The sequence below is a fragment of the Variovorax sp. VNK109 genome (assembly GCF_049445855.1).
In the GTDB taxonomy this organism is placed as follows: Bacteria; Pseudomonadota; Gammaproteobacteria; order Burkholderiales; family Burkholderiaceae_C; genus JAGOCV01.
This window is the reverse complement of sequence record NZ_JBMSDV010000003.1, coordinates 394,331-419,653: the sequence shown is the minus strand read 5'-3', so window position 1 is coordinate 419,653 and position 25,323 is coordinate 394,331. Positions and strand designations below refer to the sequence as shown.

At 60.1% G+C, this 25,323-nt stretch carries 27 protein-coding genes; 6 read left to right on the top strand and 21 right to left on the bottom strand.

Annotated features, from left to right (window positions below; genetic code table 11):
- Positions 1-5: 5 nt before the first annotated feature.
- The 20 genes from ACO2Q9_RS13135 to galE form a co-directional block, all read right to left on the bottom strand.
- The gene (locus ACO2Q9_RS13135) at positions 6-818 is read right to left on the bottom strand and encodes an NAD-dependent epimerase/dehydratase family protein (RefSeq protein ID WP_423312055.1); all 813 of its coding nucleotides are present in this window, start codon (positions 816-818) and stop codon (positions 6-8) included.
- Between the two features lie 58 nt (positions 819-876).
- Complete coding sequence (locus ACO2Q9_RS13130; RefSeq protein WP_423312053.1) at positions 877-1,800, bottom strand: glycosyltransferase family 2 protein; 924 nt, start codon at positions 1,798-1,800, stop codon at positions 877-879.
- 184 nt (positions 1,801-1,984) lie between these two features.
- Positions 1,985-3,169, bottom strand: a complete 1,185-nt coding sequence (locus ACO2Q9_RS13125; protein ID WP_423312051.1) for a polysialyltransferase family glycosyltransferase — start codon at positions 3,167-3,169, stop codon at positions 1,985-1,987.
- 1 nt (position 3,170) lies between these two features.
- Entirely contained in the window at positions 3,171-4,019 is an 849-nt protein-coding gene (locus ACO2Q9_RS13120) for a hypothetical protein (RefSeq protein ID WP_423312049.1), read from the bottom strand.
- Positions 4,020-4,030: 11 nt separating this feature from the next.
- Entirely contained in the window at positions 4,031-4,816 is a 786-nt protein-coding gene (locus tag ACO2Q9_RS13115; protein WP_423312047.1) for a TylF/MycF/NovP-related O-methyltransferase, read from the bottom strand.
- 5 nt (positions 4,817-4,821) lie between these two features.
- A complete protein-coding gene (locus ACO2Q9_RS13110; RefSeq protein ID WP_423312045.1) occupies positions 4,822-5,688 on the bottom strand; it encodes a hypothetical protein in 867 nt (288 codons plus the stop codon).
- Between the two features lie 174 nt (positions 5,689-5,862).
- Positions 5,863-6,669, bottom strand: a complete 807-nt coding sequence (locus ACO2Q9_RS13105; protein WP_423312043.1) for a hypothetical protein — start codon at positions 6,667-6,669, stop codon at positions 5,863-5,865.
- Between the two features lie 6 nt (positions 6,670-6,675).
- Positions 6,676-7,941 (bottom strand): ABC transporter ATP-binding protein, encoded by a 1,266-nt coding sequence (locus tag ACO2Q9_RS13100; protein WP_423312041.1) that lies wholly within the window; start codon positions 7,939-7,941, stop codon positions 6,676-6,678.
- Between the two features lie 4 nt (positions 7,942-7,945).
- Complete coding sequence (locus tag ACO2Q9_RS13095) at positions 7,946-8,788, bottom strand: ABC transporter permease (protein WP_423312039.1); 843 nt, start codon at positions 8,786-8,788, stop codon at positions 7,946-7,948.
- Positions 8,785-9,975: a glycosyltransferase gene (locus ACO2Q9_RS13090; RefSeq protein WP_423312037.1), complete on the bottom strand. Its 1,191-nt coding sequence runs from the start codon at positions 9,973-9,975 to the stop codon at positions 8,785-8,787. The genes ACO2Q9_RS13095 and ACO2Q9_RS13090 overlap by 4 nt, the downstream gene beginning before the upstream one ends.
- Positions 9,972-10,889 (bottom strand): NAD-dependent epimerase/dehydratase family protein, encoded by a 918-nt coding sequence (locus ACO2Q9_RS13085; protein ID WP_423312478.1) that lies wholly within the window; start codon positions 10,887-10,889, stop codon positions 9,972-9,974. The genes ACO2Q9_RS13090 and ACO2Q9_RS13085 overlap by 4 nt, the downstream gene beginning before the upstream one ends.
- Positions 10,889-11,869 carry a hypothetical protein gene (locus ACO2Q9_RS13080; protein WP_423312035.1) on the bottom strand — a complete coding sequence of 327 codons (981 nt, stop codon included), beginning with the start codon at positions 11,867-11,869 and terminating at the stop codon, positions 10,889-10,891. The genes ACO2Q9_RS13085 and ACO2Q9_RS13080 overlap by 1 nt, the downstream gene beginning before the upstream one ends.
- 2 nt (positions 11,870-11,871) lie before the next feature.
- A complete protein-coding gene (gene gmd, locus ACO2Q9_RS13075) occupies positions 11,872-12,999 on the bottom strand; it encodes a GDP-mannose 4,6-dehydratase (RefSeq protein WP_423312033.1) in 1,128 nt (375 codons plus the stop codon).
- On the bottom strand, positions 12,996-13,955 hold the full coding sequence (gene fcl, locus ACO2Q9_RS13070) for a GDP-L-fucose synthase (RefSeq protein ID WP_423312031.1): 960 nt from the start codon (positions 13,953-13,955) through the stop codon (positions 12,996-12,998). Before fcl ends, gmd begins: the two co-directional genes overlap by 4 nt.
- 2 nt (positions 13,956-13,957) lie before the next feature.
- A complete protein-coding gene (locus ACO2Q9_RS13065; RefSeq protein WP_423312029.1) occupies positions 13,958-15,370 on the bottom strand; it encodes a mannose-1-phosphate guanylyltransferase/mannose-6-phosphate isomerase in 1,413 nt (470 codons plus the stop codon).
- Between the two features lie 18 nt (positions 15,371-15,388).
- Positions 15,389-15,934: a dTDP-4-dehydrorhamnose 3,5-epimerase gene (rfbC, locus tag ACO2Q9_RS13060; protein ID WP_423312027.1), complete on the bottom strand. Its 546-nt coding sequence runs from the start codon at positions 15,932-15,934 to the stop codon at positions 15,389-15,391.
- Positions 15,931-16,818: a glucose-1-phosphate thymidylyltransferase RfbA gene (gene rfbA / locus ACO2Q9_RS13055; protein WP_423312025.1), complete on the bottom strand. Its 888-nt coding sequence runs from the start codon at positions 16,816-16,818 to the stop codon at positions 15,931-15,933. The genes rfbC and rfbA overlap by 4 nt, the downstream gene beginning before the upstream one ends.
- A 9-nt stretch (positions 16,819-16,827) precedes the next feature.
- Positions 16,828-17,712: a dTDP-4-dehydrorhamnose reductase gene (gene rfbD, locus ACO2Q9_RS13050; protein ID WP_423312023.1), complete on the bottom strand. Its 885-nt coding sequence runs from the start codon at positions 17,710-17,712 to the stop codon at positions 16,828-16,830.
- An 8-nt stretch (positions 17,713-17,720) separates the two neighbouring features.
- Positions 17,721-18,797, bottom strand: a complete 1,077-nt coding sequence (gene rfbB, locus ACO2Q9_RS13045; RefSeq protein WP_423312021.1) for a dTDP-glucose 4,6-dehydratase — start codon at positions 18,795-18,797, stop codon at positions 17,721-17,723.
- 31 nt (positions 18,798-18,828) lie between these two features.
- Entirely contained in the window at positions 18,829-19,833 is a 1,005-nt protein-coding gene (gene galE, locus ACO2Q9_RS13040; RefSeq protein ID WP_423312019.1) for a UDP-glucose 4-epimerase GalE, read from the bottom strand.
- Between the two features lie 105 nt (positions 19,834-19,938).
- Between galE and ACO2Q9_RS13035 the strand changes: the two genes are divergently transcribed.
- The 5 genes from ACO2Q9_RS13035 (at position 19,939) to ACO2Q9_RS13015 (ending at position 23,326) form a co-directional block, all read left to right on the top strand.
- Complete coding sequence (locus tag ACO2Q9_RS13035) at positions 19,939-20,448, top strand: phasin family protein (protein WP_423312016.1); 510 nt, start codon at positions 19,939-19,941, stop codon at positions 20,446-20,448.
- A 70-nt stretch (positions 20,449-20,518) separates the two neighbouring features.
- Complete coding sequence (locus ACO2Q9_RS13030; RefSeq protein WP_423312014.1) at positions 20,519-21,184, top strand: TetR/AcrR family transcriptional regulator; 666 nt, start codon at positions 20,519-20,521, stop codon at positions 21,182-21,184.
- Between the two features lie 10 nt (positions 21,185-21,194).
- Positions 21,195-21,956: a hypothetical protein gene (locus ACO2Q9_RS13025; protein ID WP_423312012.1), complete on the top strand. Its 762-nt coding sequence runs from the start codon at positions 21,195-21,197 to the stop codon at positions 21,954-21,956.
- Between the two features lie 35 nt (positions 21,957-21,991).
- Positions 21,992-22,534, top strand: coding sequence for an MgtC/SapB family protein (locus ACO2Q9_RS13020; RefSeq protein ID WP_423312010.1), 543 nt, complete (start codon positions 21,992-21,994; stop codon positions 22,532-22,534).
- Positions 22,535-22,642: 108 nt separating this feature from the next.
- Positions 22,643-23,326 (top strand): glutathione S-transferase family protein, encoded by a 684-nt coding sequence (locus ACO2Q9_RS13015; protein WP_423312008.1) that lies wholly within the window; start codon positions 22,643-22,645, stop codon positions 23,324-23,326.
- 10 nt (positions 23,327-23,336) lie between these two features.
- On the opposite strand, the gene ACO2Q9_RS13010 is transcribed toward ACO2Q9_RS13015, so the two are convergent.
- Positions 23,337-23,981 carry a nitroreductase family protein gene (locus ACO2Q9_RS13010; RefSeq protein ID WP_423312006.1) on the bottom strand — a complete coding sequence of 215 codons (645 nt, stop codon included), beginning with the start codon at positions 23,979-23,981 and terminating at the stop codon, positions 23,337-23,339.
- A gap of 80 nt (positions 23,982-24,061) precedes the next feature.
- Between ACO2Q9_RS13010 and ACO2Q9_RS13005 the strand changes: the two genes are divergently transcribed.
- Positions 24,062-25,321: a multifunctional CCA addition/repair protein gene (locus ACO2Q9_RS13005; RefSeq protein ID WP_423312004.1), complete on the top strand. Its 1,260-nt coding sequence runs from the start codon at positions 24,062-24,064 to the stop codon at positions 25,319-25,321.
- Positions 25,322-25,323 lie beyond the last annotated feature (2 nt).

Genomic DNA, 25,323 nt, shown 5'->3' with positions numbered 1-25,323 from the left:
CTACTTCAAACAGGTTTGAAATCATTCAATACATAGTCGCTGATACTTATGAAATCGAGCTTCATCGTTTCCGTCAGCCGGCCAGTATCAGCCCGCGAGTATTCAGCCTCCTGAGTCACGGTCTTCGCGTATTCGACCTTCAGCTCCGGGTGGGCCCGTCGCGCCCATTCAACGAGCGACGAGATGCGTGTAGCCACACCGGTGCCGATATTGAGGTATGCATGGCGCACCGGCATTCCCAGTAACCCCAGAACAATCGTTACCACGTCTGCGACATGGATGAAATCCCGCTGCGCAACCCCGTGATTGTTCAATACGAAGGACATGTTCCCACGCACTGCCTGCTCAAGGCGACTCACGATCGAAAATCCATCACGCCCACCGTACATATTAAAGATTCGGAGTATCTGATACTCGATCCCATGCGCACTACAAAATTCCGAGATCAGCTTTTCATTGAGCAATTTTCCAACACCGTTGATGCTGATGGGACTCAGGGAACTGTCTTCGGCGGTATGCATGTCCTCGCCATAGACCGCGCAGCTACTCAAAAAGACAAAGCGCTTCACGCGAAGGCGACGCGCCTCCTCGAGAAGGCGCGCCGTCGCCATGACATTGGACTCCATCAAACGCGCTGGCGATACCGAAGCAGGCGACCGCAAGTCGCTCGCAGCATGTATAACCACCGCCTCGGGCAAAGACGGCATACGGTTCAGACTTTCCCACGCATCCCGATCGATGCCGATCACATTGTGCCCGGCCCGCTTCCGGAACTCGCTTCCGAAATTACCTTGCGAACCTGTCAGAACAATGTTCATATGACGCCATTCTGCCTTTTGGACCCGACAGCAAGATCATGACGCTTCATCGTTGCAATCATGTGCGTGTCCAGTAGGCCGGCTTGCCCGAGACCCGACGCCCCGCATCGAGCACATATCGGCCTAGACGTTCACCCACAATGCCCCACAGTATCAGCCGGACGTAGGCTCGGAGCCTAGCCTTCGTCAGCGCGGCTCCGGGCCACCGAACGCCGTATTTGCGCTGGATTCGACGAAGCTCCTGCAGCGATCGCAACACATTCGAAGGTTTACTGCTGATGCCGCCCTGCCTCATCCCAGCAATCACCAGGTCAGGCACAAACCGCGCAGTGGAATGCCGCAACTCACGAAACAGTAAATCCGCGTCACCGGCGATCCGAAAGCTTTCGTCGAATCCACCATGCTGCTCAAATATTGCGCGTCTATGCATCAGGCCAGGGTGAGGGGGAAGCTTCATGACATCCAAGTGACGATCTAGGTCGGAGTTACAACGTGTACCCACGGCATACAGCGGCGCATCATCCCGCCCTAAAAGCATGACCTGCGCATAAGCGATTCGCACATCAGCCGGCAAATCGCGTAGCGCAACAGCCATGCGGGCCATTGCGTCGCTGCTCCACAAATAGTCATCTGCCCCCAGAAAACAAACCCACTCCCCATTGGCATGGCGCAGCGCCTTGTTCCACGCGTTGTAGATACCGGTGTCGGCAGAACTGCTCCAGTAGTCGACGACATCAGAACTGGACTGCAGGATTGCGATGGTGCCGTCTGTCGACTCCGCATCCATCACTATCCATTCAATGCCGGAATATGTCTGCTGGCGAATGGAGGCAACCAAGGTGGGCAGATATAGGGCCGCATTGTAGGTGGCAGTTATGACTGTGATCAGCGGCGCCTCGACCGAGGACGACCTTGTTCCACGCAGCAGCCTACCGCCACCAGCTCGATCCGACAAGACCGCCGAACCTTCGTAGCTCAGCATTTTTTTTTTCGAGCGCGACGACCCTCACGCCGGACTTTTAGAACCGCAGCCGTCTCAGAACCCCAGTGAATATCCAGATCGTGTGCAGCGCCGCAGTAGAGCTGTAATCCGCCATCAACGCTTCTTTTCACGCGTCGTAGATCAGGTAAAACCATAGGAGACCCCAAGCCTTTAACAAGTGACGTCATATCATTTCCGGTCGATCGTCATCCGTCAACCGCATACAAAGACGGCGCAGTTCGCGTTCATGCTCGAGGCGTTCACGGCGCCTATTAGCCATCACGTACCTTCGCACAATCGTGTCACCAAACCCGATATGGTTTCGGCTTTTGACGACGAAATGCGCCGCAAGACAGGCCGTGCTCACTGTCAAAGTGCGCAGGGATGCCACCACGGGCTTGAGATTGAGCAGGAGCACCTCGATGGGAAGATAAGCACTTCCCAAAAAATCGGCAGACCACACTTCGCCAAACTGACGCCGGAGCCTTGTTTCCAGCAATTCACGTTTACCGCGGCGATCCCTTGGATGAGACTTGATTAGCAACACCGTGTCGGGTGATGGGAGCAAGCCTTCAATCCACTCACAGTACGCATCAAGCTCTTGCTCCAGCGTCATCAGACCCTGCTCAGAGAAGTTGCTACCCATTAGCACCCACACCGATCGGTCAGCAACTCGCACATACAAGTCATCCATCGCGGTCGCGTTAAGCAGCGGCGAAAGAATGTGGAATAAATCCCGGAGTACCGCTGCCTCTGTGCGCACAACGTCACCGCTGGGAGGGAGACTAAAGGCTTCAGGAAGCAGCAGGTAACTCACATCTAATCGCGGACTGGCAAGCAGCGCAGGAATTGGCGACATGACGTGCCGCAGCCATAGCGCGATCCGCGACCTGAGGCTCGGCGGCGGGGCCATGAATCCTTTTGGCAGGTACACGCCGACACTATCCCCATAGCAGACATGCAACGCATCCGGATAGGCGCTGAGCGCAAGCACATTGCACGACTGCCAATCGCGCACTGTGAACACCTCGTCAATTTCTCCTATGCCAGTCGCCTGATGAAGGAGCGCAGCTATTCCAGACGCGCTGGACGCACTTCTGGCTTCAGCGAGCAGTTGCTCCAGCCGTTTATCTGCAAGCCGGGTGATTGTGGCAAAGGGATGCAGTAACGCCGCCATCTTTTCGATCACGGTCGCGAACTCCTCAGCCTGCGACTCGTCGGCAACAGCCAGCCCGCATATCAGTAAATGTTCACGCGATTGCTGCGATTCTGACCTGGCAGTGCTTCTTGCCATATGTGCGCGGAGCGCCGCAACCGCCGTCACCAATTGGGCAGTGCCTTGGCAGACAATCAGCCGCTCGATTGTCATATCAGCGCCTACTGATCGCCGCGCGCATGCAACGCAGTTCCGACTTCAAATCGCGCGCCATCTTCCGTAGATACGAAGTCACTGTCCAGCGATTGCCTTCCAGTAGATCCTGGCGCGCGTAGGCGCGCACAAGCGCCAGCTCGATGTCGCGATCCGTGACATAACCCGCCTTTCGAGCCTCCTCGAAGTACTGGAACCATAGGTCCCCGTATGGATGACTTCGAAACTTCCATGGCTGCGAATAGAGGTTCGTGTAGTGGATTAGCCGGGAGTCCCGATCGCAACGGTCGAATTCATTCCAGCGGGGGTCTATCCGGCCCACCTTCAGGGGATGGCGTGCAAGGAAACCCGGACGCAACTGATGCAAATCACTGTAGCTGTATATGCCAGCCTCGATCTCGGAGAAATACTGGTCGAGTGTCCAGCGCGTGCGAGCGCAATCGATCAACATCACGCTCAACCCCCATTGCTCGTCAACCGTATCGCCGTACGCCGCGGGTTTTGCCAGCAGATCGCTGTCACCCATATCGGCATCGAACAGCTCGCCAATGTCCCCCAGCGCAATCACATCGGAGTCCATGGAAATCGCCCGGCCCTGATATCCGCAAACCTCAGGAACCAGGAAGCGGTAATTGCTGAACTCCGTCACGTTCTGATACTTCACCCTGAGCGACATGGGAGCAGGCTCAGGTGCGCGCCCTTCTCGTTCGATGGTGTTGTGTGTGCCATTGAAGACGCGTATATCCAGATCGCGCCGGGAGTTGCGTCGCAAAGAATACATCAGCACCTTGCGCTCAAGAACGCTCGCTTCGCCAGAACTGATGAAGACCGTAACGGGCGTGTTTGACAAGGCTGTCATATTTACCCGCCCAAACTTTCTCGCTTGATGATGACGCCTTGACCCGTGGTGAGACAAAGTACGGGGATGCCCCTTGGATGGCAGTATTCGTCCAGCGCCTTGCGAGCCCCCGGCCAGTGCAGGTGCGCGTAGTCGTCACACACAATGACTCCCCCTTCACAAAGGCGTGGATAAAAGTATTCCAGAGAATCCCGCGTTGGCTCGTAAAGATCTACATCAATATGAACAAAACGGTACTGCCGCTCCCGCAAATCCTTGAAACTGGCTGGTATCCAACCCTGATGGAACTCGATCGCCGGGAACTCGCGCAGAGCATGACGTACATGCTCCAGCCCGCCATGGAAAGATCCTGCTCCCATGTAAGCTTGCCCTGCCGAACCGACGCGGGCATCCTCAATCACATCCTGCGCGACTGGCTCGCTCAGCCCTTCGAACGAATCGAATATCAGAAAGTCTTTACCGTCATACGACGGATCCGACTGGCGCAGCGTATGGCAGAACATGAAACTGCCGAGTCCCTTGAAAGCTCCGCATTCTGCAATGCTGCCTTTCATCGCCACCACCAGTCGCAGAAACTGGATCGTGTTGTATTGCTTTTCAATGCTTCTGATCTTGCCGTCCGGACTTCCCGTCATCGCGAGCCCCTTAGCCCGCAATTCATGGTAACGAACGTCCGCCTCATACATAACGTTCTTCTCGTATCGGGATCCCGGCGCACTCACCCGTCTCACCTCCAGCCCGAAGAATCGAAATGTCCTGCGTACGATCTCGCGAAGTTTCAACATCATTGCACCTACCTAGAAGAATCGAGCGCATCCAGCACCAGCGCGGCAACGATCCGTTGTCCGCGGTCAGTCAGATGGATGCGGTCCACAAACAGATGTTCGCCTGTGAGCAGCGAGGGTTGAACATTCAAGTCAAGAAAGTCTATCTGGTGCTTGCGACACAGAGCGCTGATATCCAGTGCAAATCGGGATTTCCATGGCACGATCACTTCAGGCCTATGCGTTGCACGAAACCCGCTGGAAACAAGATCCCACCTCTCACACATCGCTGCCTCGTTCACATGCAATGGCTTGTCCATCCAGGCAAGCAATGGTTGAAGCGCGAAAAGTATGCGTGACTCCCTGTTTACGGCGAAGCGCGCAAGAAGAAGAAAAGCGCGATCAATGCTCGCAAGTGCATGCGCGTAGCGCTCATCAAGCGATAGCTTCAGTCTGCGATCATGCGGCTCGATTGCGCTGATTTCATTCAACTTCGAGAATTGATCATTGCCCCAAAAGACCGGGAAATGAGGGTCCGCACTTTCAAAATGCAGGGCAAACAGCAAATCATTGACGCCCGACATCAGGACGATGTCATGATGTTGCGACGCGCCCAGCAGCAGCAAGGACATGACGTCCTGCATGATGTTGGATGCCCGGCTGGACAAATTGAACCAAGGACGACCAGAGATCAGCGCGAGCTGACTCGCAAGCGATGCCTCGTCACTTGAAGCCCCTACGCCAAATGCAACGGAGTTACCCAGCAGAACAGATGCGTCACCTCGACTTGTGTACTCGGCAAAGCAAAATTCTCTTGCGCCGTGGTGAGAAACACGAAAACCCATGGCATCTGTCGCAACTGCCGCTGTCTTCTGGTTGGGGCGATTCAAACGCATCACATAAGGCCGCCAGACAAAACCGACCTTTTCGTAGTCTGCGACAGGGAGATCTACGAGGGAAGCCGACTTTCCGGCGTGTCTACGGAATACGCCCAGACGCCGGTACAGTCTCGACAAGACATCTCTCGACTTCAGCAAATGCCTTGCCCAGGATTGCATCTCAAGACCAACTCAGATTGACTCGATGTTGACAGTCAATGTCCGTCGCAACACATCGTGCGGCCCTGTCATGGGTTTGACCGCATGCAGGGAGTTGAACGTCTTGATGAAAATGACGCACTGGTTCGGTTCGTACGCCATAGTATCGATCGTCTCAACTTCATCGAAACGCAGATACCGGTTGCGGAAATTGAAATTGTCGCTCAGATCGACGGGACGCATGAGATCTGTTCCTCCGCCCCACGCCTGGTCCCACTCGCCTGGCTGGACCATACTTACCACCAAGGTAATGTGCTTCTGAGGTGAGTCCGTATGCGGGAGAATGTGTCCGCCCCCAGCCCTCATCATCGAAAATTCAAACCGCGATTGCAATGCGCCAGGAACATGGCGACCCCGTAAAGCATTTCGCAATCTCCGCAATACGTTCGTCTCTGGCATCGACCTGAGGCCAAGGTCAATCTTGGATTTAGCCAACACATCAATCACCTGATCGATGAAGTCAGTACTCGTCATCACCTTGTGCAGGTGATTCCAGTCCGCATTGGAATCCAGGAACTTGTAGTACTGGTCTGGATGATTGAACTGCGACAAGGACCATTTGTCACCATGATCCTGCATGAAGCGAAAGAGTTCGACTGGTGGAAAAGTTTTCACCAATCTTCCGTAAAAAGAAGGCTCGAAGATGTCGCGGATGATTCCAATCGGAAAAGGCTCATACCTGAAATTGGCACGTTCAAGGTTCAATAAACGCCCCCGGCCACTCGCACCAGTAACGCCCTCAGGTTTGGCCAAGTCCGTTGCAATGGTCGATTCAAGCATGTTTAATTACTCCCAGATGTTTTCAACAAGGACTTGGCCGAATGCAGGATTCAACACCAACCCATCGGCAAAACTTTGCGATGGGACAACTTCGAACTCCAGCGCGCGATCAAGCTTGTCCGCATTGACGCCGCCGATCAACACTGCAGCAGTCAACCAATAGGTGTCTGAAACCAATGGCAAGCCCCCAGGAACGCGACAGCGGAACCTGTGGAGTTCGCCCGAGACCTCGAGATCACTTTGGGCCCATTCTGTATAGAGCGGGATTATTCGATTGTCGCGGCCATCGCAAACGATCAGGATCAGATCCACCTTCTTGCCGACGGCTTCGGCAGTCATTGATACTGTAACGATGAAGCTGACGCTTTCCATCGAAGCTATTCTGAAGGTCTGCTCGCCCGAGTCCGCCTCCATGACAATGGATTCGATTCTCGCTCGCCCAGTCCCACTTCGATCATGGCGATCATTCAGGTCAACAGCCTTTCGCCACGTCTCCGAGTAGGCCTCGACGATCCTCCGGGTCTCGCCGACATCCACAAGCCTGCCGCCAGCCAAGAGCACCGCGCGATTGCAAAGTGTTTCGACCGCTGCCATGTTGTGACTCACAAATAGCAGCGTGCGTCCCTCCCGTCCCACGTCATCCATCTTGCCAAGGCATTTGCGCTGGAATGCGGCATCGCCGACCGCCAGCACCTCGTCAATGATCAGGATGTCGGTTTCTAGATGAGCCGCTACAGAAAATGCTAGTCTCGTATACATGCCGCTGGAGTAGCGCTTGACGGGCGTATCCAGGAATTTCTCGACATCGGCAAAGGCAACAATTTCGTCGAACTTGCGATCAATCTCCGGGCGGCCCATTCCGAGAATCGCGCCGTTCAGGTAGATGTTTTCCCGCCCTGTCAGCTCTGGATGAAAGCCGGTTCCGACCTCGAGCAGGCTGGCCATGCGCCCACGCAACCTCGCGCGTCCGCACGTTGGTTCCGTCACACGACTGAGTAGCTTCAGCAGCGTTGACTTGCCAGCGCCATTGCGCCCCACAATCGCCAACCGCTCCCCTTGCTCGATCTGCAGGTCAAAATCCTTCAATGCCCAGAACTCCTCGCGCGCAGGATCAGTATCAGATCCCATCCCGCCCATCAGGCGGCGGACAGCCTGTGCGGCGTGTTGCGCCCGTTCTGTGATGGTGTCGCGCAGCGAGTGGTATCGCGCCTTCTGCTGATGTGACAGCAGATAGCGCTTGCCAAGGCCTTCGATTTTGATCGCGTAGGACATAAGGTCAGATATTGTCGGCGAACGAACGCTCAGTGGCGCGGAAATACAGCACCCCCATTGCCAGCAACGCCAATAGCACACACAGCGACAAACCCACCCCCGGCCACCATGGGGTGAACTCACTGCCCAGCACTGTCCAGCGAAATGCGTCGATAAGGCCCGCCATTGGATTGAGGTAATACAAAGTTCGCCAGCTTTCGGGAATAAGACTGGTGCTGTAGGCAACAGGCGAGACGTAGATGCCCATCTGGACAATGAATGGGACGACGTACCGGAAGTCTCGGTACTTCACGTTCAACGCAGCCAGCAGCAAGCCCGGGCCTAAGGCAGCGAGTATGGCAAACAGAAGCACCACGGGTAGAGCAAGCAAATGCCAGTCCGGGATGAATCTGTAGTAAGCAAATATGCCAGCGAGAATGACAAGCGAGATCAGGAAATCGACCGCACAAACGGCCAAGGCGCTCACGGGAATAACGAGCCTGGGAAAGTAAATCTTGCTGACGATCTTCTCGTTATCGATAACACTGCCTGCCGCATCGGAAAGGCCGGCAGCGAAGAACTGCCAAGGCAACAGCCCGCACAACACCAGGAGCACATAGGGCGCGCTTCCTTCGGAAGGCAGACGGGCGATCTTGCTGAAAACAATCGTCAGGATGGCCAGGGTGAGCAAAGGACGCAACAGCGCCCAAGCCGCACCCATGACGGTTTGCTTGTAACGTACCTTGATATCACGCCATGAAAGTATGCGCAGCAAACCCCGGTACTGCCAGACAGTGCGGGCGTACTGGCGAGGCGAACTTCCAGCTTCAATGACCAATTCGTCCTTGGAAGATTCAGATGCCCTCATTCCTTGCTCTCCAGTTCACAGCAATCGTCAATGGCGCTCATCACAATTTCCTCATAGGCTTCGCCGAACTGCCGGATCCGACAGGGAAGCGCCACTGCGGCCGATTGGCGCGCCTCTTCAAGCAATAGCGGATCGCGCTCCCGCATGGTCCTCAGCATGACATCCGCAAGATCTTCAGGCGATCCCGCCTTGAAATACTGTCCCAGGCGGGGGGCCTGCTCGACATGGACAGCAATGTCCGAAAGAATGATCGGCAGGCCGAGTGACTTGGACTCTTCGACGGTCGTGCTCCAACCCTCGAAGTTGGATGGATTGATCAAGGCAAGTGCGTTCAGCATCAGCGACTGTAGTTCCGGCAGCTTGACGACTCCCAGCGGGCGGAAGTTGTCCTCGATACCAAGTTCCTTGACACGGCCCATCAACTGCAAGAAATGACCTGCTTTTCGGTAGTCTTCGGTTTTTCCGGTGGCCAGCACTAACACATTGACGCCACGCCTTTGGAGAATCCCGATCGCCTCGATGACCACCTCGTGGTTTTTATGCGCCCAGAACTGATTGGGCAAATGAAAGTAAGGTCGATCAATCCCGAAGCGGGCCTCCAGTTCCTCCCGAGAGAGAGCAAGACCGATGTTTTCGAACCACGAAACAAAATGCAGCACTCTGGCTTTTTGCTGCGCATGAGGTGCAAAAGAGGCAAAGTCACGTTGCGCATCATTGCTGCTGAGAATGACACGGCTGCTCTTGCTGGCGAGTTGAGAGAAATGATTGTTGCGCGCATCGAGTTCACGCCGGGAAAAGTAATCCGGCATACGCAAGTGCTGGAAATCAGGAATCCAGCTTATTGCGGGGATTTCGCTTCGCGAACCGATGACGCCTGAGTGCGATAACGCCTCTATGCCTCTCCTTTGCAGGAGCGATTCCAGTGCGAGATCACGACCCAACACGTTCGACGCGATCCTGCCCGCCAATCGGGTAGGGTGCCGGTGGCTTGCCAGCGGCGTTGTTATGGTTTCAGCTTCAGGGAATCCGGCCAAGGTCTCTCCAGGGAAAACTGGCGGCAACAGCAGTACCGGCTCAATGCCGCGTCCCGGGTTGGAGAAAACTGCCCGCAACAAATTGCGGAAGTAACTGAGCCCGCCAAGCCAATCATTCTGGTTGGCGTGAAGAATGAAACCAATGCGCTTCACACTGCACCTGCCTTGAACCATCGGACATAGCGCTCAAGTTCTATCTCCAGTACCTTTTCCGGCTTCCAGTCCAGCGCTCGGCTTGCGTCGATGTCACCGACGAGGTGCAAGGGATCGCCCGGGCGATTGACGCCAGAAAACCGCACTGACCCGTAAGCACCAAATTCGTCGGCAATAAGCTGGATGATTCTTGCGGTAGGCACACCGACGCCCGTGGCACCGTTGAGAAAAAGTGGACTGGTTTGCTCGTCCTGTCCCACTGCGAGTAGCAAGCGAGCAGCATCCTCCACGTGCAGCCAATCCCGCATCTCCTCCCCTGTCCCACCGAAGGTCGCAGCGCCCCGTGAAAGCTTGGTGCACGCGTCCCACAACAACTGTTTGCGAAGTCCAGCGCCGTATATCGAGAAAAGCCGAACCACAGCAACCGAAATGCCAAAATGACCGGCATAAGAACTGCACAGTTCCTCCGCTATTTTCTTGTGTACCCCATAGGGCGACACCGGAATCAGCGGGGCACCAATGCTGATGGGAATATCCCTCGCGTCGCCATAAACACTCGCGCTCGACGGGAGCACGACCCGGGTCCGGCGACTGTGCAAGCGCACATATTCGAGAACATCGCGCGTTGTTTCAACGGTACGCTCGAAATCCTGTACGGGATGCGATATGGAAAATCCGACCGAACCGCTGCCAGCGCAATGCATGATTACATGCGGGTCGCCCGCGTACGAGACGAGAGCTTCGAGCGTCACGTCTGAAGCTCGCCATTCGCTCAATCCCCACTGGCTCCATTCCGATCGCGCCCAAGTTCCATGGCCAATGCCGCGCACACTGTGACCGGCACGCGCGCAAGCTTGGGAGACATATCGCCCCAGAAATCCGAACGCGCCAGTAACAAGAACGTTAAGTACCATCACGGTGTCGGCAAGCGGCCGCAAAGCAGCGCCTGCCAATGAGGTGAATGCAGTTCGCCCGCCTCTCCGAGCGGAATGCGGATCTGCGTCGAAACATCGATGACAGGGAGATCCGCCAAGGCTTTTGACCGATCAGCGGGACGCGTGAAACCCAGCGCACCATCCGTGTCACGGCCCTCCCTGAAGCGCGACGGCCGGACAATCACAGAGTCGAGCCGGCGAAGAATTTCCGCCGCCTTGTCCTGACGCACAAAGAACGCGTTGCTACCGGCCGTGTTCGTGCCTACCAGCTTGTATCCTCGTCTGGTCGCCAAGTGCTCTGCCGCGCGGATGGACAGCCCGTAATAAAGGTTACTGAAGTGAGCATGAGCCCGGACAAAATCCGACGCATAAGGGACAGTCAAGGGCAACAAGTCCCCAAATGCCGAGTTGTACTCAACAACGATGATTTGCGGACTCACACATTCAATCGCCTCCCATACCCAGTAATCGACACCGTCGATATCGACGCTGAGGATTCCGATGTCACCTGAGAAACCGGCATTGACAATAACCGCGTTGATGTTTTCGCGCGTAATGAAAGAGGCGACTGCCGTGAGGTCATGACGCCAACTGATCGAATCGCGGCGTATGAAATCCACATTCCTGTCGCTCCCATCGATCACGAGTCCACGCCAGTTTCGGTGCTGGAGCAGAAAACGCGTGTTGGACTCCCTGTAGTTCTCAACACCGAATTCGATGAAAGTTTCTGGAATCCCGTCCAGATGGTGAACGAGCCATTCCAGGATACCGTCTTCGCCCCATTGCGAGGACACTCGAAACTCGGCATCACACAGACTGCTCAGTCTATCCAGCGCCCGCACCTGGCGCGCGGCCATCTCACCCGACAGGAAAGCAATGCCATCCAACTGCGTCTGGACGGGAAACAGCCGATTGGCGGCGGTCCGCTGGAGCTTTTCCTTGAGTTTCTCGATGCTCATGCCTACCCCGCGCTCACGTTGACCTGATAACCATTGGCCTTGAGCAACGCATGTTGTCTTGCTTGAGCGAGGTCGTTTACCACCATCTCCCTGCACATCTCCTGCGCGGTGATCTCCGGTACCCAGCCGAGCTTCCGCTTTGCCTTCGCGGGATCGCCGAGAAGGGTTTCCACTTCCGAGGGGCGGAAGTAGCGAGGATCGATGCGAACGATCGGATGACTAGGGCATGCGATGCCATCCCCACGGGAATGACAGAAGGCGACTTCCTCGATTCCCGAGCCCTCCCAACGCAATTGCATTCCCAGCGCTTCTGCCGTCCAGTTGATGAACTGGCGCACGCTGTACTGCAAGCCGGTGGCGATCACAAAGTCTTCGGGCTGGTCCTGCTGCAGCATCAACCATTGCATGCGCACATAGTCCTTGGCATGGCCCCAGTCACGCAGGGCATCGATATTGCCCATGTACAGGCATTCTTCCAGCCCTTGGCTGATATTGGCCAGGCCTCGGGTGATCTTGCGGGTGACAAAGGTTTCACCACGTCGCGGGCTTTCGTGGTTGAACAGAATCCCGTTGCATGCATACATGCCGTAGGCTTCGCGGTAGTTCACACAAATCCAGTAAGCATAGAGCTTGGCGACGGCATACGGGCTGCGCGGATAGAACGGCGTGGTCTCGCGCTGCGGGGTCTCCTGCACCAGCCCATAGAGTTCGCTCGTACTCGCCTGATAGAAGCGGGTTTTTTTCTCCAAGCCCAGAATGCGGATGGCCTCCAGCAGCCGCAATGTACCCATGCCGTCGACATCGGCCGTGTACTCAGGACTCTCGAAGCTGACGGCGACATGGCTTTGCGCGCCAAGGTTGTAGATTTCGTCCGGCTGCGTTTCCTGAATGATGCGTGTGAGATTGCTGGAATCGGTCAGGTCACCGTAATGCAGCTTGAACCTTGCGTTGTCGACGTGCGGATCCTGATAGATGTGATCGATACGCGAGGTATTGAAGCTGGAGGCACGACGTTTGATGCCGTGAACCACGTACCCCTTTTCCAGAAGAAATTCTGCAAGGTACGAGCCATCTTGGCCGGTGATACCGGTGATAAGTGCTACTTTGGGGGCGACTTGCGATGAATTCATGATTGGCGGGCGAGGAAGTCTTGGTAGGCTAGGCTGAGGCCTGTCGAAAGGCTCACTGCAGGCTTCCAACCAAGTGCATGGATGCGCTGGCTATCCAACAGCTTGCGCGGGGTGCCATCGGGTTTGCTGCGGTCAAAAGTGATCGGCCCGGTGTATCCGACGACCCGAGCGATGGTCTGCGCCACCTGGGCAATGCTTACGTCATCTCCATAACCCACATTGATGTGGCTGAGCATGGGGCTCGTGTGCTGATCGTATGTGTCCTTGGACAGGTTCATGATATGGACGCTCGCAGCAGCCATGTCATCCACATACAGGAATTCCCGCATCGGGGTGCCGGTGCCCCATATAGCTACACTGGGTAAATCCGCCACTTTGGCCTCATGGAAGCGACGGATTAGCGCAGGGATGACGTGGCTATTCTCCGGATGATAGTTATCGCCCGGACCATACAGGTTGGTAGGCATGACGCTCCGGTAGTCTCGTCCGTGCTGGCGCGAATAGCTTTCGCACAATTTGATGCCAGCGATCTTGGCCACCGCATAAGGCTCGTTGGTCAGCTCAAGCTTGCCCGTCAGCAACGCATCCTCATTCATGGGTTGGGGCGCCATGCGCGGGTAGATACAACTGCTGCCGAGAAAAAGAAGCTTTTGCACCCCATGGGCATGCGCAGCTCGAATGACATTGGCCTGAATCATCAGGTTGTCATAGATGAAGTCAGCAGGGTACGTATTGTTGGCATGGATGCCCCCCACGCGCGCCGCAGCCAGATAGACCTGATCGGGCTGTTCTCTCGCGAAGAAATCATCGACGGCCCGCTGGTTTACAAGATCGAGCTGCGCGTGTGTGCGAGTGATCAGTCGGACGGAACCTTCCGCCTGCAGCGCGCGCACGATGGCACTGCCGACCATTCCACGATGACCTGCCACATAAATGCGAGGTTGCTTCGACGTCATTCTCACTGTCGCCCGTAGACATCGTCGAATCGGACGATGTCGTCCTCACCGAGATAGGTGCCGCTCTGAACTTCCACGATCTCGAGCATCGTTTTCCCCGGATTAGCCAAGCGATGCTTGCGACCCGCCGGGATGTAAGTGCTCTCGTTCTCCCCAAGTGTCAGAACTTCATCTCCGTTCGTTACTTCCGCTGTGCCCGAGACAACTACCCAATGTTCTGCCCTGTGGCGATGCAATTGCAGCGAAAGTGCCGCGCCAGGCTTGACCGTAATGCGTTTGACCTGGTGTCGCTCACCGGCGTCCACGCTGTCGTACCAGCCCCATGGCCGTGCCACGCGCCGATGATGGAGCGCTTCTTCAGCATCCAGCGACTCGAGTCTGGCGACAACCTGTTTGACGGACTCGACATGGTCTTTTCCGGCCACTAGGAGCGCATCTGGCGTATCGACGATCATCAGGTCGTCAGCACCTAGCGCCACCACAGGTCGCGCACCGCCCGCGTGGATGTATGTGCGGTGGCTGAGCAGATGGTGTGCTTGCCCAGCCTTCCCACTCGCGCGATTACCCTCCGCATCGGCGACCGATAGGTCAGCTACCGCATTCCAGCTGCCAACGTCGCTCCAGGCGCCGAGAAATGCGAATACCGTGACGTTTTGGGCTTTCTCCATGACCGCATAGTCGATCGATTCGCTGCGACACTCTGCAAAAGCTTGGGGATCCGGCCGTAGGAACAGGCCGTCATGTTGCCGGCCTGCATACGCTTGCCGGCAGCTGGAAAGGATATCCGGCGCGTACTGCTCCAATGTTTGCAGCCACGTGTTGGCACGCGCCAGAAAGATGCCGGCGTTCCAGAAGTAGCCCCCTTCAGCAATCATCTGCAACGCCCGATCCGCAGGCGGCTTTTCCACGAAACGCGCTACTGAAAAACCTCCACGGGCATTCGCAGTTCCCCGCTGGATATACCCATAAGCTGTACTGGGAAAGGTTGGAGCGATGCCGAATGTGATAATTTCCCCCGCGCTGGCAGCCGGCTCGGCCTTGCGCACCGCATCAGCAAACGCATGACTATCCGGGATATGGTGGTCAGCCGGGCAAATCAGGAGTGAGGATTCTCCAGGCGCGGCCAGTGCTGCCAGAGCGATCGCCGCAGCCGTGTTCCGAGCAGCAGGCTCGAGGATCTGCGAGACAGCAATACCACACTGGGCTCCGACGTCCGCCACCAGAAATCGATGTTCCTCAGCACCAACACACGTGATCGTCGCGTCAGCCCCAGCAACAGCCCGCACGCGCTCCAGCGTGAGCTGAAGCAGGGACTTATCGCCCAACAAAGGAATGAACTGCTTCGGAAACGCCTTGCGCGACAGTGGCCACAACCGCGTGCCGCTACCGCCGCATAGGATGACGGGATGAATCATGGATCGACGATTATCCTTTCACGCAGGAATGTCGGCCTGCGAGAAGGCCACGCCCGCTTGGTCTTTGGCAGAGACCAGCGGTGGGCCATCCAGCGGCCAATCGATCGACAACTCTGGATCGTTCCACGCGATGCAGCGCTCGTGCTGCGGCGAGTAGTAATCGGTTGTCTTGTAAAGGAAATCGGCGCTCTCGCTGATCACGAGAAATCCGTGTGCCATACCAGGCGGAATCCACAACTGGCGACTGTTCCCGTCGGACAGTTCGATTCCGACACAGCGACCGAACGTCGGTGAGTTGCGCCGCAAGTCCACCGCCACGTCCCACACCGCGCCACTTGTCACCCGCACCAGCTTCCCCTGGGCCTGCTGCATCTGATAGTGCAAGCCGCGCAGCACCCCTTTCGCCGAGCGAGAATGGTTGTCCTGAACGAATTCGACATCCACGCCCGTCGCCTCGGCAAAACGTAGCCGGTTGTAGCTTTCCATAAAAAAACCGCGGCTGTCCCCGAACACCTGGGGCTCGAGAATCAGCACCCCCTCGATGGCGGTCTGCGTCACTTTCATGCACGCGCCCCCTCTTTGAGCAGCCGCACCAGATACTGTCCATACCCACTCTTCGCCAGCGGCGCCGCCAGGCGCTGCAACTGCGCCTCATCGATGAACCCCGCCCGCCATGCAATCTCTTCCGGGCAGGCGATCTTCAACCCCTGGCGGTGCTCCAGCGTGGCAATGAACTGGCTGGCTTCCAGCAGGCTTTCGTGTGTTCCGGTATCGAGCCACGCATAGCCGCGCTGCATGATCTGGACGTTCAGTTCTCCGCGGTCCAGATAGGCCTGGTTCACAGCTGTAATTTCCAGTTCGCCGCGGGCACTGGGTTTCACGGACTTGGCGATGTCCACCACCTGCGCGTCGTAGAAGTAGAGGCCGGTCACGGCGTAGTTGCTTTTCGGGGTCTTTGGCTTCTCCTCGATGCTCACGGCCTTGCCCGCCGCGTCGAAGGCCACCACGCCGTAACGCTCCGGATCCTGCACGTGATACGCAAACACCGTGGCGCCTGTATCGCGTGCATCGGCGGCGCTCAGCAGCGACGTGAAGTCATGCCCGTAGTAGATGTTGTCCCCCAGCACCAGCGCACTCGGCGCCCCATCCAGGAACTTCTCGCCAATGATGAACGCCTGAGCCAGCCCGTCAGGGCTCGGCTGCACGGCGTATTCGATGTGGATGCCCCATTGCGAGCCGTCGCCCAGCAGCTGCTCGAAGCGCGGGGTATCTTGCGGCGTGCTGATGACCAGGATGTCGCGGATGCCGGCCAGCATGAGCGTGGTCAGCGGGTAGTACACCATGGGCTTGTCATACACCGGCAGCAGTTGTTTGCTGATGGCCAGCGTGGCCGGGTGCAGCCGCGTACCGGAGCCTCCGGCCAGGATGATGCCTTTGCGTTGGGTCATGGATGGGGTTCAGTTCATTTCTGCCAACAGGCGCGCGACGCCCTGCTGCCAGGGTGGAAGTATCAGGCCAAAGGCGTCCCTCAGGCGCGTGGTGTCCAGCCTCGAATTGGAAGGGCGGCGGGCAGCCGTGGCATAGGCCAAGCCCGGGATGGCCTGCACAGCGTCCGCGTCGACCCTGAACGGCCCCGCCGAAGCAGGCGCTTGCCGGAGCACGAAGCGCGCATATTCGTACCAGTTGGTCTCGCCGGAAGCCGCCACGTGGTACGTGCCCGCCAGTTCCGGCCGGACCATCGCCGACCGCAAGGCGTGGGCGGTCACGTCGGCCAGCAGGTCGGCACCCGTGGGCGCGCCGATCTGGTCGTCGATCACGCGCAGTTCGTCGCGCTCGCGCGCCAGCCGCATCATCGTGCTGGCAAAGTTGTTGCCGCGGGCGCCATAGACCCAACTGGTGCGGAAGATGAGATGTCGCGAGGCCTGTGACCGGACCAGCATCTCGCCCTCCAGCTTGGTGCGCCCGTATTCGTTCAGGGGTCCGGTCGCGTCGGTTTCCTTCCACGGTCGTACGCCGCCGCCGTCGAAAACGTAGTCCGTCGAGAAGTGGATCAACCACGCCCCCAATGCCTGCGCCTCGCGCGCCAGCACGCCGGGGGCTTGCGCATTCACCACGCGCGCCAGTTCGGGCTCCGATTCCGCCTTGTCCACGGCGGTGTAGGCCGCGGCATTGACGATGACCTGCGGCGCCAGCGTCCGCACCTGCGCAGCCAGTGCTTCGGGCTGGCCCAGGTCGCCGCCCACATCGTCGCGCCCCAGCGCGACCACGTCACCCAGCAGCGCCAGGCTGCGCTGCAGTTCCCAGCCTAACTGGCCGTTCTTGCCCAGCAGGAGGATCTTCACGCCCGCCTTCATCCGGCAACGGGCTCAGCGTCGTAATGCACGCGCACCCAGTCTCGGTAGGCACCGCTTTGCACGCGCGCCACCCACTCCGGATGATCCAGGTACCAGCGCACCGTCTTGCGGATGCCGGACTCGAAAGTTTCCGCTGGCTTCCAGCCCAGTTCATCGTGAATGCGTGTGGCATCGATGGCGTAGCGGCGGTCGTGGCCCGGGCGATCCTTCACGTAGGTGATGAGGTCGGTGTACGGCTTGCCATCTGCCGCTGGTTGCAGTTCCTGCAGCAGCGCACAGATCGTCTGCACGATCTCGATGTTGGGTTTCTCGTTCCAGCCGCCCACGTTGTAGGTCTCGCCCACGCGGCCTGCCTCCAGCACGCGGCGGATGGCGCTGCAGTGGTCCTTCACGTAGAGCCAGTCACGCACCTGCATGCCGTCGCCATACACGGGCAACGGCTTGCCGGCCAGCGCATTGACGATCATCAGCGGGATCAGCTTTTCGGGGAAGTGCAGCGGTCCGTAGTTGTTGGAGCAGTTGGTGGTGAGCACCGGCAGCCCGTAGGTGTGATGCCAGGCCCGCACCAGATGGTCGCTGGCCGCCTTGCTGGCCGAATAGGGGCTGTTGGGTTCATGCCGGTGCTGCTCGCTGAATGCAGGCGCGTCCGGCGCGAGCGAGCCATATACCTCGTCGGTGGACACGTGCAGGAACCGGAAACCCTCACGGTCCTGCGGCGCCAGCGCGTTGAAGTAATGCCTCACCGCCTCCAGCAGGCGGAAGGTGCCGACCACATTGGTCTGGATGAAGTCTTCCGCGCCGTGGATGGAGCGGTCTACATGCGACTCGGCAGCGAAATTGATGATGGCGCGTGGCCGATGCTCCGCCAACAGGCGCTCGATCAGCCCGGTGTCGCCGATGTCACCCTGCACGAACACATGCCGCGCATCGCCATCGAGGCTGGCCAGGTTCTCCCGGTTGCCGGCATAGGTGAGCTTGTCCAGATTCAGGACCGGCTCCGCGCCAGGCTGGGCGAGCCAGTCAAGCACGAAATTGGCGCCGATGAAACCAGCGCCGCCAGTGACCAGAATCATGGTGCTCCCCTCGCGTATGGACAGCCGGCGATTATCGCACCGGGGCCGCTGCCTTTCCCTTCGTTGCATGCCATCGCAGGGCGTCGTTCATCACTGCCGCCAGTCCGCGGAATGCGGACCATTGCAACTCGCGCGCGCATCTGCCCATGTCGGCGACATAGCTGGCCAGATCGCCCGGGCGCGGGTCCGCGCAAACCCATGGAAGCGTTTGGCCACAGGCCTGTTCGAACATACGCAGCGCTTCCAGCACCGTGCTCCCCCGGCCCGAGCCCGCATTGAAGATGTGCAGGCCCGGCCGGTCGCCCAGCCAGTCGGTCACCCGCACGTGCAGCCCGGCCAGATCCTGCACATGGACGTAGTCGCGTTCCGCCGTGCCGTCACGCGTTCCGAACGCCATGCCATGGACCCGGAACGGAATCCCCAGGCTTCTCGCGCGCAGCAAGGACGAGACGACGTCGTCCCCCTGAGGGGTGAATGCGTCGCCGAGCGCACCGCTTTCATGCGCGCCGCTTGCGTTGAAATAACGGAGGATGGCGACTGCCATGCCGTCGACCGCAGCGCCCTGCAACAGCCGTTCCGCCTGGAGCTTGCTCTGGCCGTAAGGACTGCACGGGGCCAGCGCGGCGTCCTCGCCGACAGGCCCGGTGGCCGGCGCATAGACCGTCGCGGACGAAGAGAAAATGATGCGCCGCACGCCAGATCGACGCGTCACATCCAGCAACGTCTGCACGCCTCGGACATTGGCGTCGTGGAACTCGCCCGGCATCAGGAACGATTTCGGCACGGACTTCATGCCGGCCAGATGGATCACGCTGGTCGCGGACGTGCGTTCGATCGCATCGGAGAGCGCCGCGGCATCGCGGACGTCGCCCCGGAACACAGCGGGGCGACGCCCTGCCACGGCGGCAATGCGATCGATGGCGGCGGGTGTGCTATGGCTGAAGTCGTCGAACACGGCAACGGTGCGGCCCGCGCCGAGCAATTCGGCGCAGACATGGCTGCCGATGAACCCTGCCCCACCCGTCACGAGGATCATGGCTGCCGAGTTTAGCGAGCTGAGGCTCTAGGCCACAACATCTACAAAGGCCGGGGCGGGACCGGTAAAGTGGACGTTTTCACGCATCATCCGCGGGAGATTTCAATGCCGAGAAACCCGAAAGACACCGGCCCTGCCGACGCCACCCAGTTCGCCAGCAACATCCGCGACTCCGCCCAGCAGATCTGGCTGGCCGGCCTCGGTGCCTTTGCCAAGGCGCAGGAAGAAGGCAGCAAGGTGTTCGACACATTGGTGAAGGAAGGCGTGTCGATGCAGAAGAAGACGCAATCGACAGCCGAGGAAAAATTCACCGAGGCAACAGCCCGCATGTCCAGCATGGCCAACGACTTCGGCGCGCGCGCCGCCGGCCAGTGGGGCAAGCTCGAGGGAATCTTCGAGGAACGCGTCGCCAAGGCGATGGGCAAGATGGGCATGCCGACCGCGGAGCAGATCGCCAAGCTGGAAGCCCGGGTCGCGGCGCTGGAGCAGGCTGCTGCGGCTCCGGCGAAAAAAGCCCCGGCCAAGAAAGCAGCCCCCAAAGCCAAGGCTGCGGCAACTTCGCTGCGCAAGCCGCCCGCAAGCCGCAGCAGGAAGCGGTCGGCCTCGGCCGACTAGGAGCCTTCCCTAATTCCCCCGCCCGCGCGGCGCCGCTACATTGCCTCTCAAAGCAAGAGAGGCAGACAACATGGCGAAAAAGGCGCCGCGCCGCACGGCCGAGCGTATTCTTGAAACCACACTGGACCTGTTCAACCGGTTCGGTGAGCCCAATGTCTCCACCACGCTCATCTCGGCCGAGCTGCGCATCAGCCCGGGCAACCTCTACTACCACTACCCGGCCAAGGACGAGCTGATCAACGCCCTGTTCGACCGCTACGCGATCGGGCTGGACGAACTGCTGGCTGCCGCGCCCGGCGTGCGCGACGTGGAAGACGCCTGGTTTTTCATCCACAGCCTGTTCGAGCGCATCTGGCAGTACCGCTTCCTCTACCGCGACCTGAACGACCTGCTGACCAAGAACCGGCACCTCGAAACCCAGTTCCAGCGCCTGCTGAACGACAAGACGCGGGCCGTGCGCGACCTGCTGGAGGGTCTGCGCCGCTCCGGCGCGCTGCAGATCGACCCGCGCGAGGCCGAAGCCAGCGCCACCAGCATGATGGTCGTGCTCACCTACTGGCTGAGCTTCGAGTACGTGCGCGACCCCCGCCACGCGCTGGAAGACGCCAACGCCCAGCAGGCGCTCATGCGCGGCGCGCGCCACGTCCTGCACCAGCTGGCACCGTATCTCGAGCCTGGCCAGCGCCGCCACCTGATCACGCTGGCGGGCGCGTATGACGTCGAGGTGACCCCGTGAGGACTGCAGCATGACCCACGACGACGGCGAATTCCGCTACGACAGCGTCGCCGTGAGCGAGAACTGGGCGCGGCTGCACGCGGGCGATGCCGAGCCGCTGCCCGAAGACCCGGCAGTACTCGAGGCGTGGACGCTGTTCCACAACGGTCATTTCCACCAGGCGGCAAAAGCCGGCCTCCACGCGGGCGGCGCCGGCATCACCGTGGCCAACAAAGCGACCTGCCTGTACGCCAACTACCTGGAAAAGCGCGAGAAAGTGCGCCTCGAACTCTTCATGGAAGTCGCCGAACGGGCCCGTGCGCAGGCAGCCGACCACCCGGACAACGCCAATGCCCACTATTGGCTGGCGTATGCGCTGGGCCGCTACAGCCAGGGCATCAGCGTGGCCAAGGCGCTGGCGCAGGGCCTGGGCACGCGGGTCAAGGAAACGCTGGAAACGACCATCCGCCTGGAACCGCGCCATGCAGACGCTCATGTCGCCCTGGCCGCCTTCCAGGCCGAAGTCATCGACAAGGTCGGCGCGCTGATCGGCGGCATGACCTACGGCGCCCGCAAGGACGCCAGCCTGAAGCTGTTCCACCAGGGGCTGCAGCTGCATCCGGAGTCTGCCATCGCCCTGATCGAATACGCCAACGGGCTCGTCATGCTCGAAGGCGACGACATGATCCTGGAAGCCACGCGCCTGTACGAGCAGGCGGCCATTTCCCGCCCCGCCGACGCGGCCGAGCGGCTGGCGGTTGCCCTGGCGCGCGCAGAATTGGATGACGGCTGACAGACGGCCCTTGCTACGCCGCGTAAAAGACCGGCATGGCCTGGCAACAAATCACCGAAACCATTGCATCCGAATTCTCGGATGTCCCTGATCTTGCACAGGCGACGCGGATCGTCGTGCGGCTGACGCTGGCGGCCGTTCTCGGCGGCATCCTCGGTTACGAGCGTGAGCAGAAAGGCAAGGAAGCCGGCGTCCGCACACACATGCTGGTTGCGCTGGGCGCAGCACTCTTCGTGCTGGTGCCGCAGCAGGCCGGCATCCTGCCGGCCGACATGAGCCGGGTGATCCAGGGCGTGGTGGCCGGCATCGGCTTCCTCTGCGCAGGCACCATCCTCAAGAGCCAGGACGAGCGGCATGTGAAGGGCCTCACCACCTCGGCCGGTCTCTGGATGACCGCCGCCATCGGCATCGCCGCCGGCCTGGGCCGTGAGGCCACGGCCGTGCTGAGCACGCTGCTGGCGCTGGCGGTGTTTGCCGTGGTGCCGCTCATCGTGAAGCCGGAGCCGGACGACGATGAGCGTCCGAAGAACGGACAGGATGGCAAGAACGCCGGCTCCGGGGACGCGAGCTCGCACTAGCCTTTCACCGTCCGCTTTCACGGTCCGCGCCCGCATCAATCGGCGCGCCATCAAGCATCAATCGCCGGCGGGCGCAGCAGTAGCATGGCAGTCTCAACCGGAGGCCCCATGCTCAAGCTCTACATCGGCAACAAGAACTACTCGTCCTGGTCCATGCGGCCGTGGGTGACGCTCAAACAGGCAGGCATTCCCTTCGAGGAAGTGAAAGTGCGCTTCGACTCGTTCGACGCCGATTCGGAATTCAAGCGCGTCATCGGCAAGGTGAACCCGGTGGGCAAGGTGCCGGTGCTGGTGGACGGCGATCTGGTGGTGTGGGACACGCTGGCGATTGCCGAGTACGTGGCAGAGAAATTTCCCGACAAGCAACTCTGGCCCGCCGACGCGAAGGCCCGCGCCCGTGCGCGCAGCATCTGCGCGGAGATGCATACCGGCTTCAGCGCGTTGCGCAACCACTGCGGCATGAACATCGAGGCGTCGCTGGGTGACACGGGCCAGTTGATCTGGCGTGACCAGCCCGCCGTGCGGGCCGACGTGGCCCGTCTGCAGGACATGTGGAGCGCCCTGCTGGCCGAACATGGCGGGCCCATGCTGTTCGGCGGGTTCTCGATCGCCGACGCCTACTTCGCCCCCGTCTGTACGCGCCTGAAAACGTATGCGCTGCCGGTCAGCGAAGAAATCTCGGCCTACATCGACCGCGTTTACGCGCTGCCCGGCGTCAAGGCGTGGGTGGACGACGCGCTGGCCGAGAAGGACTTCCTCGCCTTCGAAGACCCGTACCGGCTGGGCCGCTGACCCGCGCGGTTCAGGTCCCCCTGAACCGCCCTGCCGACACGCTGTCCTGCAGCGGCCGGCGCTGCGACGGCAATTCACGCGCACGCAGGTTGAGCGGCAGCTTGTCGATCGTGCCCTGACGGCCGACGGCGACGATGGCCTCGACCACGAAGGCGGGCGGCACGCCCAGCGCGCCGCGCGTGCGCTCCATGTCGAAGCCGGCCATGCAATGGGCGGCCCAACCGCTCAGGTGCGCCTGCAGCGCGAGATAGCCCCAGGCGCAGCCCGCGTCGAACGAGTGCGTGCGCGACACCGATGCCTCGCCGTTGGGCGCCACGATGAAGCGGGACGAAAGGATCACCACCAGCGCAGCCGCCTTGTCGGCCCAGCGGCGGTTGTTGTCATTCAGCAGGCCGAGGTACTGCGGCCAGAACGTGTCGCCACGCATCGAATAGGCGAAGCGCCAGGGCTGCGCATTGCTGTTGGAGGGAGCCCAGCGCGCCGCCTCCAGGATGCCCATCAGGTCGGGTTCGGAAATCGGCTCGTCCGTGAACGCGCGCGGCGACCAGCGGTCCAGGAATTGCAGGCTGACGGGAAATTCGGACCGGCGCGAGCGCGCACCGCCCATGTTGTTGCTGGTAGCACCGGGCAGGCCGGGCACGGCAGGGGCATTCATTCTTTGTCTTCTCCGGGGCCGGCCGTGTGGCCGGAAAGCCCGCAGCATAGCCCCAGCCAGGGGTGGCCTACACTTTGGCGATGGAGATTTACAAAGTCGGTGGTGCGGTGCGCGATGCCTTGCTGGGCCTGCCCGTGCGCGACCACGACTGGGTGGTCGTGGGCGCCACGCCCGAAGAGATGACCACCTTGGGCTACCTCCCGGTCGGGCGCGACTTCCCCGTCTTCCTGCATCCCCGAACCCGCGAGGAATACGCGCTGGCCCGCACCGAACGCAAGACGGCGCGCGGTTATCACGGCTTCGAATTCCACACCCGGGCGGACGTGACGCTCGAGGAAGACCTGGCGAGGCGCGACCTCACCATCAACGCCATGGCGCAGCCTGGCGAAGCCGCGGCGGGCGAACAACTGATCGACCCCTTCCACGGCCTGGCCGACCTGCGGGCGAAGGTACTGCGTCATGTCACGCCCGCGTTCCGCGAAGACCCGGTCCGCATCCTGCGCGTGGCGCGTTTCGCCGCGCGCTTCGCCGATTTCTCGCTCGCGCCCGAAACGCTCGCGCTCATGCGCCAGATGGTCGAAGACGGCGAGGTCGACGCGCTGGTGGCCGAGCGCGTCTGGCAGGAACTCTCGCGTGGCCTGATGGAGCCGCGTCCCTCGCGCATGTTCGAGCTGCTGCGCGAGTGCGGCGCGCTCCAGCGCCTGCTGCCCGAAGTGGACCGGCTGTTCGGTGTGCCGCAGCGCGCCGAATACCACCCCGAGGTCGACACTGGCATCCATCTGATGATGGTGCTCGACATGAGTGCGCGGCTCGGCGCATCCCTGCCCATTCGCTTCGCCTGCCTCACGCACGACCTGGGCAAGGGCACGACGCCCGCCGACGTGCTGCCCCGTCACATCGGCCACGAAGCACGCAGCGCACGACTGCTGCAGGACGTCTGCAAACGCCTGCGCGTGCCCGTGGATTGCCGCGAACTGGCCGACGTGGTGGCGCGCGAGCACGGCAACATCCACCGCAGCGGCGAATTCGGTGCGGCTGCGCTGGTGCGGCTGCTGGAACGGTGCGATGCCTTCCGCAAGCCCGCCCGCTTCGAGGATGTGCTGCTGGCCTGCGAGTGCGACGCGCGCGGCCGCCTCGGGCTGGAGGAGGAGCCGTATCCGCAGCGAGAGCGGTTGCTGGCGGCGTTGCGCGCCGCGCAAACCGTCGATACCGCCGCAGTTGCGGCGCTGGCGCAGGCGCAGGGGCTGGGCGGCGAGAAGATCGGCAACCGGATTCACGACGCGCGCGTTGGCGCGCTGGAAACCGGTGCGTCCCCGACAATGCTGGATATCCCTCGCTAATT